At 33.9% G+C, this 14,486-nt stretch carries 19 protein-coding genes and 1 tRNA gene; 13 read left to right on the plus strand and 7 right to left on the minus strand.

Features of this window, described 5'->3' with window-relative positions; genetic code table 11:
- Positions 1–182: 182 nt before the first annotated feature.
- The gene (locus OPR42_RS04345) at positions 183–884 is read right to left on the minus strand and encodes an ABC transporter ATP-binding protein (protein WP_010405332.1); all 702 of its coding nucleotides are present in this window, start codon (positions 882–884) and stop codon (positions 183–185) included.
- Positions 877–1,659: an MlaE family ABC transporter permease gene (locus tag OPR42_RS04350; RefSeq protein ID WP_029237671.1), complete on the minus strand. Its 783-nt coding sequence runs from the start codon at positions 1,657–1,659 to the stop codon at positions 877–879. The genes OPR42_RS04345 and OPR42_RS04350 overlap by 8 nt, the downstream gene beginning before the upstream one ends.
- A 234-nt stretch (positions 1,660–1,893) precedes the next feature.
- Between OPR42_RS04350 and rpmF the strand changes: the two genes are divergently transcribed.
- From rpmF to OPR42_RS04370, 4 genes are all read left to right on the plus strand, one after another.
- Positions 1,894–2,076 (plus strand): 50S ribosomal protein L32, encoded by a 183-nt coding sequence (rpmF, locus tag OPR42_RS04355; protein WP_029237672.1) that lies wholly within the window; start codon positions 1,894–1,896, stop codon positions 2,074–2,076.
- Between the two features lie 8 nt (positions 2,077–2,084).
- Positions 2,085–3,122: a phosphate acyltransferase PlsX gene (plsX, locus tag OPR42_RS04360; RefSeq protein WP_010405337.1), complete on the plus strand. Its 1,038-nt coding sequence runs from the start codon at positions 2,085–2,087 to the stop codon at positions 3,120–3,122.
- The gene (locus tag OPR42_RS04365; protein ID WP_264377619.1) at positions 3,115–4,071 is read left to right on the plus strand and encodes a beta-ketoacyl-ACP synthase III; all 957 of its coding nucleotides are present in this window, start codon (positions 3,115–3,117) and stop codon (positions 4,069–4,071) included. The genes plsX and OPR42_RS04365 overlap by 8 nt, the downstream gene beginning before the upstream one ends.
- A 142-nt stretch (positions 4,072–4,213) precedes the next feature.
- A tRNA-Arg gene (locus OPR42_RS04370) sits at positions 4,214–4,287 on the plus strand.
- 8 nt (positions 4,288–4,295) lie between these two features.
- On the opposite strand, the gene OPR42_RS04375 is transcribed toward OPR42_RS04370, so the two are convergent.
- Positions 4,296–5,246 carry a complex I NDUFA9 subunit family protein gene (locus OPR42_RS04375; RefSeq protein WP_179945645.1) on the minus strand — a complete coding sequence of 317 codons (951 nt, stop codon included), beginning with the start codon at positions 5,244–5,246 and terminating at the stop codon, positions 4,296–4,298.
- A gap of 48 nt (positions 5,247–5,294) precedes the next feature.
- Positions 5,295–6,671 carry a UDP-N-acetylmuramoyl-tripeptide--D-alanyl-D-alanine ligase gene (locus OPR42_RS04380; RefSeq protein ID WP_265041925.1) on the minus strand — a complete coding sequence of 459 codons (1,377 nt, stop codon included), beginning with the start codon at positions 6,669–6,671 and terminating at the stop codon, positions 5,295–5,297.
- A gap of 184 nt (positions 6,672–6,855) precedes the next feature.
- Between OPR42_RS04380 and OPR42_RS04385 the strand changes: the two genes are divergently transcribed.
- Genes OPR42_RS04385 through mdh form a run of 7 tightly spaced genes read left to right on the plus strand, consistent with a single transcriptional unit; the run spans position 6,856 to position 10,640 of the window.
- A complete protein-coding gene (locus tag OPR42_RS04385) occupies positions 6,856–7,590 on the plus strand; it encodes a hypothetical protein (RefSeq protein ID WP_265041927.1) in 735 nt (244 codons plus the stop codon).
- A 3-nt stretch (positions 7,591–7,593) separates the two neighbouring features.
- A complete protein-coding gene (locus OPR42_RS04390) occupies positions 7,594–7,875 on the plus strand; it encodes a hypothetical protein (protein WP_010403548.1) in 282 nt (93 codons plus the stop codon).
- 6 nt (positions 7,876–7,881) lie between these two features.
- Positions 7,882–8,250 carry an HIT domain-containing protein gene (locus OPR42_RS04395; RefSeq protein ID WP_265041929.1) on the plus strand — a complete coding sequence of 123 codons (369 nt, stop codon included), beginning with the start codon at positions 7,882–7,884 and terminating at the stop codon, positions 8,248–8,250.
- 17 nt (positions 8,251–8,267) lie between these two features.
- Positions 8,268–8,621, plus strand: coding sequence for an NADH-quinone oxidoreductase subunit A (locus OPR42_RS04400; RefSeq protein WP_064085468.1), 354 nt, complete (start codon positions 8,268–8,270; stop codon positions 8,619–8,621).
- Positions 8,612–9,115 (plus strand): NuoB/complex I 20 kDa subunit family protein, encoded by a 504-nt coding sequence (locus OPR42_RS04405; RefSeq protein WP_265041931.1) that lies wholly within the window; start codon positions 8,612–8,614, stop codon positions 9,113–9,115. The genes OPR42_RS04400 and OPR42_RS04405 overlap by 10 nt, the downstream gene beginning before the upstream one ends.
- 1 nt (position 9,116) lies before the next feature.
- Positions 9,117–9,692, plus strand: a complete 576-nt coding sequence (locus tag OPR42_RS04410; RefSeq protein ID WP_264377615.1) for an NADH-quinone oxidoreductase subunit C — start codon at positions 9,117–9,119, stop codon at positions 9,690–9,692.
- A 3-nt stretch (positions 9,693–9,695) separates the two neighbouring features.
- Positions 9,696–10,640: a malate dehydrogenase gene (gene mdh, locus OPR42_RS04415; protein ID WP_265041934.1), complete on the plus strand. Its 945-nt coding sequence runs from the start codon at positions 9,696–9,698 to the stop codon at positions 10,638–10,640.
- A gap of 5 nt (positions 10,641–10,645) precedes the next feature.
- Here mdh and OPR42_RS04420 read toward each other — a convergent pair whose 3' ends face one another.
- From OPR42_RS04420 to OPR42_RS04430, 3 genes are read right to left on the minus strand one after another with little or no spacing between them, the layout of a single operon-like run.
- Positions 10,646–11,434, minus strand: coding sequence for a TatD family hydrolase (locus OPR42_RS04420; protein WP_264682557.1), 789 nt, complete (start codon positions 11,432–11,434; stop codon positions 10,646–10,648).
- Positions 11,424–11,912, minus strand: a complete 489-nt coding sequence (locus tag OPR42_RS04425) for an RNA pyrophosphohydrolase (RefSeq protein ID WP_226079329.1) — start codon at positions 11,910–11,912, stop codon at positions 11,424–11,426. The genes OPR42_RS04420 and OPR42_RS04425 overlap by 11 nt, the downstream gene beginning before the upstream one ends.
- Positions 11,905–12,504, minus strand: coding sequence for an AAA family ATPase (locus tag OPR42_RS04430; protein WP_265041938.1), 600 nt, complete (start codon positions 12,502–12,504; stop codon positions 11,905–11,907). Before OPR42_RS04430 ends, OPR42_RS04425 begins: the two co-directional genes overlap by 8 nt.
- Before the next feature lie 128 nt (positions 12,505–12,632).
- Here OPR42_RS04430 and rsfS point away from each other — a divergent pair, with 128 nt between their 5' ends.
- Positions 12,633–12,950: a ribosome silencing factor gene (rsfS, locus tag OPR42_RS04435; RefSeq protein ID WP_064085463.1), complete on the plus strand. Its 318-nt coding sequence runs from the start codon at positions 12,633–12,635 to the stop codon at positions 12,948–12,950.
- A 230-nt stretch (positions 12,951–13,180) separates the two neighbouring features.
- Positions 13,181–14,443 (plus strand): tyrosine--tRNA ligase, encoded by a 1,263-nt coding sequence (gene tyrS, locus OPR42_RS04440; RefSeq protein WP_264682551.1) that lies wholly within the window; start codon positions 13,181–13,183, stop codon positions 14,441–14,443.
- The last annotated feature ends 43 nt before the right edge of the window (positions 14,444–14,486 follow it).

Genomic DNA, 14,486 nt, shown 5'->3' on the forward strand with positions numbered 1-14,486 from the left:
TCCGCAGTTGGAATTGGCATAATAATAAAAATTGATATAAGTTACTTTAGCTATATTTAATGCGTTGTTTTATAGCTAACACACCATACCACCGTGGCACTACACTAGTAACAGAACGACAATTGTCAGTAGCTCAAGTTAGGCTAGATATGGCATTCACAATATCGTTTGTAAACCTATAGCTATATATAATGAATGAATTTTTTTATATATTCGTTATTAGTATTTTGTATTTCTTGGACAGTTCCGTGGTAGATAATATTCCCTTCGTATAATACTGCTATTTTATCAGCTATTTTAAATGCACTATGAATATCATGTGTAATCGTGATAATTGTAGGGTTAAAGTCTTTAGATAATTTTATTATTATCTCATTTACCATATCTGACATAATTGGGTCCAATCCTGAAGTTGGCTCATCCAATACAATAATTTCTGGATTGTGCGCAATCGCCCTTGCAAGTGCTACTCTTTTTTTCATTCCGCCTGATAGCTCGATTGGAAACATATCTGCTATGCTTTCCTCCAGTCCAACATCATTTAACTTCTCGATTGCTAGCTGTTTTGCCTCCTTTTCGCTGATATTAAAGCGCTTTTTATAATTAAAAGATATATTTTCCCACACTGTAACGTAGTCAAATAAAGCAGAATTTTGAAATAAGACTCCAAACTTATTTTTGCTTTCACTATTTATTTTAATAGACCCTGAGTCTGGTTTTAGCAATCCAATGATTATTTTTGTTAATACAGATTTACCACTTCCTGAGCCGCCAAGTATGACTAATGATTCCCCCTTCGATATATTAAAACTTATGTTGTTTAATATCGTTCTATCATCAAAAGACAAGCTTAGGTTCAATATTGATATTATGGGGCTATACATGTATCAAAGTAATCAAGTAGTTTGCTAAAATGATCAATATGGACGAAAAAACAACAGTTGATGTTGTAGCAACACCTACTCCTCGTGCACCTTCTCTACAATGGTAACCGTAATAACAACTTGAAACAGAAATTATAGCGCCAAAAGCAGTCGCTTTCATTAGCCCAACAACAAAATCGTTTATATTAAAGAATTGAGCTGTATATTTTATGTATATATTTAAATTGTGGTTAAATTCAAAGACTGCGGTGACATACCCTCCAAATATTCCTATTAGATCTGCACATACTGTAAGTATTGGAAATACTATAACTGACGCTAGAATTCTTGGTGCAATTAAATATTTGAAAGGATTGATGTCCAAAGTTGTAAGTGCATCTATTTGTTCAGTGATGCGCATCGTGCCAATTTCTGCTGCAATTGAGGACCCAACCTTTCCTACCATTATTAAGCTAATCAAAACTGGCCCTAACTCTTTAATGATAGTGATCGTAACAAGCTTAGGTACTACTTGTTCTTGATTAATCAATAGACCACTTAAGCTACTTTGTAAAACTATCACCGCTCCTATAAAAACTCCAGTGAGCCCAACAATTGGTAAAGAGAAAAAGCCTATCTCTATAATTTGTTTTGCTACATTGCTAAAATAATACGGTGGCACAAAGCAGTGGTATAGAGATTGAATAAAAAACACAAATGCGTTACCAAGCCTCAACAGAAAGTTGATAAAGCACCTACCGATTATTCTAACACTGTTTACATCAAAGGAACTCACTTTGCATTTATCTTAGCTAAAAATTAGTTTTACTGATTTTATTAAAATTTTTATTAACTCTATCGCAGAGTATAGTCAAGATATATCTTAAGTTCAATATACTTTGATCAAAATGCTTGAGTTTAAGTTTATAAGACTGAATTGTATAAGAAAACCTTACTTATTTCGCTATTTACTTCTTGTAAAAAACATGCTACTAATAAATTGTGTTATATAATTGAATTGGAGTAAGTTTTGGCAGTTCCGAAGAGAAAAAAGTCAAAGTCAAGGCGTAATATGCATCGTTCTCATCATACTATTAAGCCTAAGAATATTGTGGTATGTGCAACAACTGGAGAATTCATGTTGCCTCACAACATAGCAGTTGACAATAGTTACAAAGGAAAACGTGTTTTCATTAAACAAAAGGCGGAGTAACTCATGATATGTTACCCACGGTCAACAACAACATAGTTATCGCACTTGATGCTATGGGAGGGGATTTTGCACCTCTTTCCGTAATTCAGGGTGCTAGTTTTTTCTTGGATAATCTTGTTGATCCAGGTGTTGAAGTTTTTTTTCATATTTATGGAGATCAGAAAGAAATATCTCCTTTGCTTTCAAAATACAAAAAAGTAATCGATAACTCCGAATTTACCCATTGCTCTGATAATGTTCTTCCAAATGATAAACCCTCTTTTGCACTGAAACATCGCAAAGATTCAAGTATGAAGGCAGCTGTTGAAGCAGTGAAAAAAGGTAAAGCTTTTGGAATGGTGTCTTCAGGCAACACTGGAGCATTGATGGCTATCTCCAGATTTATTTTAGGAACATTACCCAATATCTATCGTCCTGCTATTGCATCTGTCTGTCCAACTAAGACAAAAAGCTTTGCATTGCTTGATCTTGGTGCAAATGTTGACTGTAATACTGACTCATTATTTCAATTTGCATTAATGGGGAGTATATTTGCAAAAATAGCATTAAAAGTTGAAAATCCTGAAGTCGCTTTGCTAAACATTGGTACAGAAGAAGTGAAAGGTACTGACTCAGTAAGAGGAGCTTTTGAGTTACTCAAAAATGCTCCAAGTATTAACTTCAAAGGATATATAGAGGCAAGTGAATTTTTAGATGGTAATATAGACGTAATTGTTGCTGATGGTTTTGTTGGTAATGTAATGCTCAAGACAGCTGAGGCAACTGCTGGTACTTTTATCAGTCTAATAAAACAGGAAGTATTTAATTCATGGATGACAAAAATGCTTGTCGGCATATTGTTGAAACCCAAGCTAAATAAAGCATTAGAGCGTTTTAATCCTAAAATTAGAAGTGGAGCTATGTTTTTAGGGCTAAATGGTATCATTATAAAGAGCCACGGAAATTCTGATGCTATTTCTTTTGCTCACGCTATAAAATTTGCAGTAAATGCAATCAGTGAAAATTTAAACCAGAAGATAATTAACGGGGTAAGTCATATTGAATAAAAGTTTCATATTGAGCACTGGTTCTTACCTACCAAAAAAAATTTTGAGTAATAACGAAATTGCATCGATAGTTGAAACAAACGATGAATGGATAAGGCAAAGAACAGGAATAGTTCAAAGACATATAGCAGATGAAGGAGAACTAACGTCAGATTTAGCTGTTAATGCAGCGAAAAATGCTATAGAAAAAGCGAAAATTTCAATAGATGAAATTGGTTTGATCATAGTTGCAACAACAACACCTGACAAAACTTTTCCTAGCTGTGCAACGATTATACAAAGTAAATTAAAGTGTAAAAACGCATTTGCTTTTGATGTACAGGCAGCATGCTCTGGTTTTATATATGCAGTTACAGTTGCTGATTCACTTATAAAGTCTAACGATAGAATTAAATACGCGCTTGTTATTGGTGCTGAAATAATGTCTAGGATTGTTGATTGGGAAGATAGGTCAACTTGTGTACTCTTTGGTGATGGTGCTGGTGCAGTGATAATGAAATCAGAAATGAGTAGCAGTAGCATTATATCAACAAACTTACACTCTGATGGCAATGTGGACTTATTATGTACAAACGGAGGAATATCCTCTACTCGTGATTCTGGAAAGATACTTATGAATGGAAGAGAAGTGTTTAAACATGCAGTAGAGAAATTAACAGCCTCAGTAGAGGAAACTCTAAAATGCAATAGTTTGAAGATTACTGATATTGACTGGTTAATTCCCCATCAAGCAAACATTCGCATTATTGAAGCAGTAGTAAAGAAATTAGATTTTCCTATAGAAAAAGTAATTAATACAGTTGATAAGCATGCAAACACCTCAGCAGCGTCAATTCCACTAGCCTTAGACTATGCAGTACAAGAATCAAAAATAAAGTCAGGAAATCTGATATTGCTGATTTCAATAGGTGCAGGTTTAGCCTGGGGTTCTGTGTTACTGCGCTATTAGACTTCCTATTACCCACGCTTCTTTTTTCTCAATTTTATCGTTACATGCTGTACTGACAAAGTTTTGAGATATTATCACAAACATTATATTCACAAGAAATACTTGACTTCACGTGTACTAAGAAGCATTTTATATATGATGTGTGCCCGTAGCTCAGTTGGATAGAGCAACAGCCTTCTAAGCTGTGGGTCGTAGGTTCGAATCCTACCGGGCACATTCTTCTATCAATGCTTTCTATAAATTTTCAAGTATTCTGGTACCACATTTTCAATTGCTAGTGGTCTAATTTTCATTGTTTCGAGATCATCTGACTTTTCGATTGAACTACTCATCATAACTTTCACCTGATCTCGAGTAAGTATAGGGCTTGCATCTCCAGTTATAGGTTTTAACAGCACAGAAACAACTTTACTTTCTAAGAAAAAGGCTATCAATCTTGCCATTGGAAAAGGTACATTGATCAGTAGACACTTTCTGTTAGTCACATTCAGAATAAACTTTAATAAGCTTTTAAAAGAGTAAACTTTTGATCCACCTATATTATAAATTTTTTTATCTTGCTTATTAAAGCTGATAATACGGTATACCACTTCAGCTAAGTTTGTTACACATATCGGCTGAAACTTCGTTATTCCACTACCGATCAACGGCAAAAAAGGAAGAATTGTTGCTAATCTTGCAAATTTATTAAAGAAATTATCTTCTTTACCAAATACAAGACTGGGCTTAATTATCATTGCTCCTTGAAACGCCGAAGCTACAGCTTTCTCACCTTTCAATTTACTTTGGGCATATTTTGATAACTTATCATTTTCTATTCCCATGGCAGAAAAATGTATCATCATGGATACATTTTTTATTTGCGCAGCTTTTGCTATTCTTTCAGCTATTCCAACATGAACTGTATAGAAATCGTATTTTCTTTTTTCATATAATATTCCTACTAAGTTTATAACAACATCACACCCCTCCATACTTTCTAAAATTGATTTTTCATTAAAAAAATCTCCTTCAAGTATTGATATTTGCCCTAAGTTGCCACATAACTTTAGACAAGCAGCTTTTTCCTGATCACGAGTAAATATTCTTATTAAATACCCCGCCGCTGCCAAGCGTCTTACGATGTGTTTTCCTATAAATCCCGTTCCACCAAAAATAACTATACGTTTTATCACAGTTAAAACTTCCAATAACTTAACTTTAAATTAATACAATAGTTTTATTTAATATTCTATTGTGAATTCCTGCACTATAAGGTCCATTCTCATTCCATGAGAACCTTTAACTAAAATTACATCATTACCTTGAACAATATTAGCTAAATTACTTTTCAATTGGTTAGAATCATCGAAATGCATGCCTTTTATATTCTCCGGTAAAAGTTTATTCAATTCTAACATAAATTTACCAACTGTATGAACTTTATTCACATTTTGTTTTACTATAGAGTCAAGCAATTCTGTATGAAATACTATGCTTTCATTACCAAGTTCTAACATATCGCCGAGTAGTGCCACTTTTCTTAAATTAGAATATGTACCTAAAGTTCTTATTGCAGCCTTCATTGAAGTAGGGTTAGCATTATAGGAGTCGTTAATCAAATGTACTAATTTTCCATTGTATTTAGCTTGATGAACATTACCTCTACCTTCTGTTACAGTAAAATTCTCAAGTGCTAGTGGTAATTTCGATAAATCAAGTCCTAGACTTTGCACAACTGCTGTCACAACTAATGCAGAGTATGTAAAATGCTCACCCCGCAAACGTAAATTACAGTTTATAATTTGACCGTTGTGCGGTTTAATTTTTAAATTTATACCGCTATCGTTTCTTATTAGGTCTAACAAACGAACAGTAGCACTTTCATTCTTACCAAAGCTCACTACATTTCTGTCAGCATTTGATAAAAGATAATCATAATGTTTATTATCCTTGTTCAAAATCAAAGTACCATTATTTTTCATACCACATAGGACTTCTAACTTCGCTTGCGCAATATCAAGTAGAGATGAAAAATTTTCAACATGCGCAGGTTCGATGTTGGTAATAACTGCAATATCCGGATTGCTAATCTTCGATAGCTCTTTTATCTCACCAGCTCTATTCATTCCCATTTCAAGGATTAAGTACTGGCAGTTTTTTGGGACTTTTAGAATAGTAAAAGGTAATCCTATATTATTATTCAAGTTATCTTTGTTTGCATAAGACGCTCCATATTGCGATAGAACAGTGTGCAGCATGTCCTTTGTAGTCGTTTTCCCGACACTACCTGTAATTGTAATAACTTTAGCATTAACAAGAACATTTCTAATGTAATATGATGCCATATTATGCAAAGCTTTTAGAGTATCTTGCACAATAATTAGAGGAAAAGTTCTATATTTATCTTCGCTTACTACCGCAGCAACAGCTCCTTTTAAAAATGCTTCATGTAGAAAATCATGCCCATCAAATTTCTTTCCCTTGAGAGCAATAAATAAATCACCTTTTTTTATGCTTCTTGTATCCGTTGAAATATTTGAGCTATATACCGAATTACAAATACCCTCCCCTCTTCCGCCAGTAGCATCGATAATATTATTTACGTTCCATTTTAACATAATTTATCTTTAAAGGTAATTTGAACAAGAAAAGCAGCAAAAATACTACATACTTTGGTAATGTACAAATAATGATTGCTATCTCTATAATTTCATCTTATAATAGATATACAAGCTTAAATATTTTCGTCTATAATTGGGTGTATTTTACTATCTGATTGTAGAAAGTGACTTGGAGGTATGTATGGCAAAAGATGAGTCAAATAAAAAGTCTATTTTGGCTAAGATAAAAGGCGTGTTTTTTCTTGTGCCTAAAGCACTTATTTATCCTATAAAGAAACCGTTTGCTTCAATTGATGAAATGAAGCATGATGCTAAAGTTTCATTAAAAAAGGCTGTGAGTGATGTAACTAAAGAAGAAGAGAAATATGACCCACCTATAAAAACCACAGAAGCTAGTAAGTACCTTGGCATACAAATAACAAAACAAGAAAAAGGTAAGGTAAGTTTTTTAGCGTCAAGAACTTTAACGGGGGATATACCTTACTTGATTCCAGAGAAATTAGATAAAATAAGGAAAGATCTGCCAAATATAACTATTTTTAGAGAAGAAAACAAAATTGTAATTGAAGTTGATGTTGAGAAGATTATCCAAGAAATAAAAGATAAAAATCCAGGTATAGACGCAAAAGTAATGAAAAAGTACGCTCTTGAAGGAATTTATAATAAAATTGATTATGATCTCAAAAATTTGGCAAAAATTACTGGTGGAGAGTTTAAAGTTCACACAGACCGAAAGTTGCTGTATGATATTGCAGAAAAGTTGTATAGTGGATACGATAGTAAAAAGCAACAGTCACAAGAAGTTATAAGGTCTATAGGTAAAGAAAAGTCATCAGAGAAAATTTTAAATAATTGGCAAAAAGCTATTAAACAAGATTTTGAAAGTTGCGAAAGCATAAGAGGTAGGGGGAAATAAATTATGGAGAGTGTTATGAAAGAAGTTAAAATAGAGGAAAGGTATCATAGCCTAACTGTTCCTGGAGATATGTATCATTTACAACCAGAAGTTATTGCTGCAAGAAGGGCAAAAAGAATAGAAACGTTTTCAAAAAGACACCAAATGGACTATGGGTCAGTTTTGCGTGGACAAGATATACAGCTAAAAGACGTTTCAAGTCTTGAAGATGCTTCTAGCGAAGCAGCAATAAGCCCACCTTCTACACCAAATCATAAGCAAAATAGAAGAGGACCAGGAATTTAATAAAGTATGGGTAGTACAGCTTATGATGACACTAATATTTTTGCTAAGATATTAAGAGGTGAGTTGTCTTATGAGGAAATACATAAAAATGAAAATTTGCTAGCTTTTCGTGATAAGTATCCTGATGCACCAGTTCATATTCTAGTTATACCAAAAGCTCAATACGTTTCATACGATGATTTTGTTCTGAAAGCTTCCGAAGAGGAAATAGTAAGTTTTTTTAAAACTGTTAGAGAAATAGCACATAAATATAACTTAGAAAAAACAGGATATAGATTAGTTACTAATCACGGTAAAGATGGAGAGCAAGTTATACCGCACTTTCACATACATATTTTAGGTGGTAAAAGATTAGGAAAGCATGTAAATTCATAGTGTTATATGTTTTTTAAATGAGTGAATATTTAACCATATTAATTTTTATCTGTGTATCAATTGTAGTATCCTTTACTTTAGGTGTATTACCTATGTTTCTTGCAGTCAGTAACCCAGATGGTGAAAAGCTTTCTACATATGAGTGTGGCTTTAATCCTTTATCAAGAGCCAGAAAAAGTTTCGACATAAAATTTTACTTAGTTGCAATATTGTTCATAATATTCGATTTAGAAATTGCTTTTCTTTTCCCTTGGGCCGTTTCTTTATCTAAAATAAGCTATTGCGGATTTTGGTCTATGATGATATTCCTTGCAATACTTACTATAGGCTTTATTTATGAGTGGTGTAAAGGTGCGTTGGAATGGGAGTAAATTTATCTAATGACGACTGGAATCGTTACAAAAAAGAAGGTTTTCTTATCACTAAATTTGGCGATTTAATAGATTATATAATGAACTGGGCAAGGTCTGGTTCATTGTGGCCAATGACATTTGGTCTTGCATGTTGCGCAGTAGAGATGATGCACACTGCATCCAGTCGTTATGATCTTGATAGATATGGCATAATCTTTCGTGCAAGCCCAAGGCAAGCAGATGTTATGATTGTTGCTGGCACGTTAACTAATAAAATGGCAGCAGCATTGCGTAAAGTTTATGATCAAATGGCAGATCCCAAATACGTCGTTTCTATGGGAAGTTGTGCAAATGGCGGTGGCTATTATCATTATTCTTACTCAGTAGTCCGTGGTTGCGATAGAATTGTGCCAGTTGATGTGTATGTTCCTGGATGCCCTCCAACTGCTGAGGCGTTGCTATATGGAATGCTATGTCTACAAAATAAAATAAAACGAACTAAAAATATATAGCATGGATAAAACTGCAAAATACATACAAAAAAAGACTAAATGTGAATGTACTCAGAAAAATGATGGCACTATTGTAATATATTCAGCTTTGAATGACATTGAAAATCACTTACTCTTTCTACGTGATGATGAAAAGTGTAGGCTTGAATTATTAGTTGACGTTTTTGGAGTTGATTACCCAAATAGAGAAAAACGTTTCGAGCTAATATACAATTTGCTCAGCGTTGTACACAATATCAGAGTGCACATAAAGCTTCAGTTATGTGAAGGTGATATACCTCTAAGTGTAGCAAAGATATTTAACGCAGCTTCGTGGTTTGAGCGTGAAGTATTTGATATGTATGGAATAGAGTTTTCTGATCACCCAGATTTACGTAGGATTTTAACGGATTATGGATTCAAAGGTCATCCAATGTTAAAAGATTTTCCTCTCACTGGCTACGAGGAAGTAAGATACGATATAGAGGCAAAAAAGGTTGTATATAATCCTATAGACTTACCACAAGATTTTCGTATGTTTGACAGCTTATCCCCTTGGGAAGGTAGTAAGGCCACAAAAGTAAATATAAAGGAGTAGAAAATGACAGCACAAAGAAAAAAAATATCTTTGATTGGTGCAGGAAATATCGGTGGGACTCTTGCCCATATGATTGCACTAAGAGAGCTAGGAGATGTTATTTTGCTTGATGTAAGCGATGGAATACCACAAGGTAAAGCACTTGACATTACAGAATCATCTCCTATTGATCGATCTAATGTCAATATTACTGGTACAAATAGGTATGAAGATATAAAAAACTCTGAAGCAATTATAATAACTGCTGGCATTGCCAGAAAACCTGGAATGAGCAGAGATGACCTTCTGCAAACTAATGCTGCAGTAATGAAAGAGGTTGGGGAAAATATTAAAAAACATTCTCCAAACGCATTTGTAATAGTGGTTACCAATCCTTTAGATGCTATGGTTTCAGTAGTATACAAATCTTCAAGTCTGCCAACTAATATGATTGTTGGTATGGCAGGAGTGCTTGACTCTGCTCGTTTTCGTTATTTTCTTGCAAGTGAGTTAAATATTTCTGTCGAAGATGTATCTGCTTTTGTGCTTGGAGGACATGGTGACACTATGGTACCACTAATCAATTATGCTTCAATTGCTGGCATTCCACTTACCCAAATCATTGAGATGGGCTTGATTACGCGAGGAAAAGTTGATGAAATAGTTGAGCGCACTCGTAATGGTGGAAAAGAAATAGTTGATCTACTTAAATCTGGATCTGCATACTATGCTCCTGCATCTTCAGCCATAAGCATGCTAGAATCATACTTAAAAGATAAAAGGCGTATATTACCATGCGCTGCTTATCTTAATGGTGAATATGGTGTGAAAGACTTATTCATTGGTGTTCCTACTATTATTGGCAAAAATGGAGTTGAGAAAATTCTAGAAGTTAAGATGGATAATAGTGAACAAGAGATGTTCAATAAATCTGTAAATGCAGTGGAAGAGCTTTGTCGGCTAAATTAATTGCCCTATAGAATTTCTTTGAGCTCAAGTTTTGTAAACAGCCTAAAAAAATTATTTGTAGTTATTTTTGCTACTTGTTCCGGCGATTCATTCCATAATTCTGCTAAACAATTCACAACATATTTCACCATTGCCGGTTCATTTTTTCTTCCTCTGTAAGGCTCAGGAGATAGATAAGGTGCATCAGTTTCAACTAAAACACGCTCACGTGGCACATTTTGTGCAATTTCTCTTAGTAAGTTCGCATTTTTAAAAGTAATAATTCCAGAAAATGAAATGTATAATCCCAAGTCCATAGCCTTATAAGCAAGCTCTTTAGAAGAAGCAAAGCAATGCATTACTCCACTAAAAGCGTCCTTCTTCATTTCTGAATTTAACATATCAATCATCTCACTATCAGCATTTCTAGTGTGAATAACTAAAGGTAATCCTGTTACTTTTGCCGCTTCTATATGTGATGCAAAACTTTTTTTTTGATTGCTTTTGTTATCAGATTTATAAAAATCTAATCCGGTTTCACCGATACTAATTACCTTTTTGCCCTTAGTAAATTCAATCAATTCATCAGCATTTATACACTCACCTTTTTCCACATTAGTATCAAGCGGATGTATACCAACGGAGCAGTAGACTTGATCATAGGATGAAGAGATTTTTAATAATTTAGGGATATCATTAATGCTTATACATATGTTATGCAAAATTCTCACACCATTTTGCTCTGCTCTTGAAATTACCTTTGGTATTTCATCATCAGAAAAATAAATTAGATGACAATGAGAATCAACTATCATAAATAGATCCTTTTATGATAGAAGAAAACTCTTCTATCACTTTTTTATAAACTTCTTTTTTGAACGGTATGGCACTGGCTACCAAATCATCCACATTTTGCCAACGCCACTCTTTGAACTCTGGATGATCAGTATAGTTAATATTAATATCCTTATCCTTCCCACAAAATTTCATTAAGAACCATCTTTGCTTTTGGCCAGAATATCTCCCATTCCAGCATGTTGGTATAACTTCCTCAGGTAAGTTATAGTGTATCCACTCTTTATTTTTAGCCACAATTTCTGCTTTATCAGTACCAACTTCTTCCAATAGCTCACGTAGCGCTGCCTGCTCTAGCTCTTCACCATCGTCAACTCCCCCTTGCGGCATCTGCCAATAAGAGTCACTATCAAAGCGTTTTCCAATAAAAATATTCCCCTGTTTGTTAAATAGCATTATGCCAACACAAGGGCGATACTCTTTCTCCTGGCTAACCACAAATATTCTCTGTTACTAAATTATCTATCATAGAAGTTCCAACTACTTTTTTACTATTCATTTTTTCAACAATTTTTTTTGCAACTTCTTTTGCGCTTAAGTTTGAGTTATCAATTTCAAGTGAACCTTGAGGCACAAATAGTTTCTTTCCTTTAATTCTTCTCATAGCAAAATCTGAATCAGTAATTTTTCTCTCCTGCTCTCTTTCCTTTAATTGAACGCGCTTTACTAGTTCTCCACTATTACAATATAACACCACAGGGAGAATCTCCACGTTCATTTTTTTACTTAAATTCACCACTGAGTTATATACTTTTTGATCATAGGAATCACCTTTTATCAATTCGTTTGTAAATATATAATGCTTTGATTCTATATGGTATTTTTCCAATATTGCTAACATATTCTCTCTAATCACAAAAATTTCTTCCCATATTTCACTTGTAACCTCAGCGTTTCTGAAATCAATCATATCAAATATAATATTATTAAACAGGTTATTGTCTACTATCACCCCATCAATAATATTACACAGCTCTTTTGCAATCGTAAGTTTGCCACTACCCGGAAATCCGATTAAGTAAATGATCATACCATCAGAAAACTATCATATATTACAAATATATGTATTATAAACGTTACACTAGAAACATATCAAAAATAGTTCATATTCAGAAATTTTGAGTGTATCATTACAGATAAATTATATAATTTAGAATAATGAATGGTGATACAGAATCAATAAAAAATACAATTGTAGATGTAATAGATCAAAACAAAGGTCAAGATATAGTTACTTTTGATGTACAGAATAAAACTGTCATTGCAAAATATATGATCATTGCATCCGGTGATTCGAGCCGCCATGTAAAAGCATTAGCTGAGCAAGTGATGAAAAATCTCAAGCAATATGATAAAATAGATGTAGAAGGTATGGATGAAGGTAACTGGGTGATTGTGAATTTTCAAGGTATAATGGTTCACCTATTCAGGCCAGAAGTAAGAGAATATTATAAGATAGAAGAGTTATGGAATTGATTATCCAGGTAGCTGGTATACACTTGCTCAAATGTTGTAATTTTGAAGGCAACCCTTATGAAGTTGGTGGTGTCATTCCAGTGCTTGACGCTGGAATCTAGAAAACTTAATCATAAACGAGCACACTATACAACATTTTTGATGAAATTTCATAATAAACTGGATTCCAGCGTCAAGCACTGGAATGACACCATCGTTAACAACACCGTTTACACACAAAATAACATATTATGAAACATAAATCCGAGTTTTTAAACTTCATTCAAGAAAGAGGATACCTATATCAATGTACAAACATTGATAGGTTAGACCAGCTATTATCACAAGATAATTATATAATTGCATACATTGGGTTTGATTGTACGGCACCAAGTTTGCATATTGGCAGTCTCATTCAAATCATGATGCTCCGTCACCTACAAAAATTCGGTTATAAGCCAATAGTTCTACTTGGAGGTGGCACAACAAAAATTGGTGACCCATCTGGTAAAGACAAAGCAAGAAGCGTCTTGCCGATAGAAGATATCAATCAAAATATACTTGGTATAAAGAAAACCCTCGAGAAGATGATATCTTTCGATTATGGAAAAACTGGTGCAATCATAGTAAACAACGCAGATTGGTTAGATAACATAAAATATATAGACTTTTTGCGTGATATAGGGACACATTTTTCTGTAAATCGCATGTTAGGCTTTGATAGTGTGAAAATTAGGCTAGATAGGGAGCAAAATCTAAGCTTTCTCGAGTTTAATTACATGTTGTTACAAGCCTATGATTTTGTCGAGTTGAATAAAAAGTATGGCTGTCGTCTCCAGATTGGAGGGTCAGACCAATGGGGAAATATAGTAAACGGAATTGAACTTGGCAAAAAGTTAAATTTACCTGAGCTGTTTGGTCTTACCACACCTCTTTTATTAAACGCACAAGGAAAAAAGATGGGCAAAACTGAAAGTGGAGCAGTATGGCTTGATGGCAGCATGCTAAATTCTTATGACTATTGGCAATATTTTCGCAATGTTGATGATCAAGATGTTGGTCGTTTCTTGAGACTTTTCACTGATTTACCAACTGATGAAATTAAAAAACTAGAGTCCTTGAAGGATCAAGAAATAAATGAAGCAAAAAAGGTCTTGGCAACAGAAGTGACAAAAATATGTCATGGTTGCAAAGAAGCTGAACTTGCACGATCTGCTGCAATCTCTGCTTTTGAAAATGAAGACAGTTCATTGCTTTCTGGTTACACTATCACAAGAGAACAAGTTGCAAATGGCATACTCCTGATAGACTTGCTTCATGACACCGGTTTTGAACCTTCAAAAGGTGCGGCAAAGCGTTTAATACAGGGAAATGGATGTAAAGTTAATGATAATACTATAAACGATGTTAACTATATAATAAATTCTGAGAGCTTCAAAGATCAGTCATTCATAAAATTGTCTGCAGGAAAGAAACGCCATATTAAAATTTTAGTGAGTGAAGTAAGAAAGTGAATTTGTATCTGTTCAGCAGAATAGCAAAATAAGGTAGCCAAGA

It is taken from the genome of Wolbachia endosymbiont (group B) of Melanostoma mellinum (genome assembly GCF_947251465.1).
Lineage (GTDB): Bacteria > Pseudomonadota > Alphaproteobacteria > Rickettsiales > Anaplasmataceae > Wolbachia.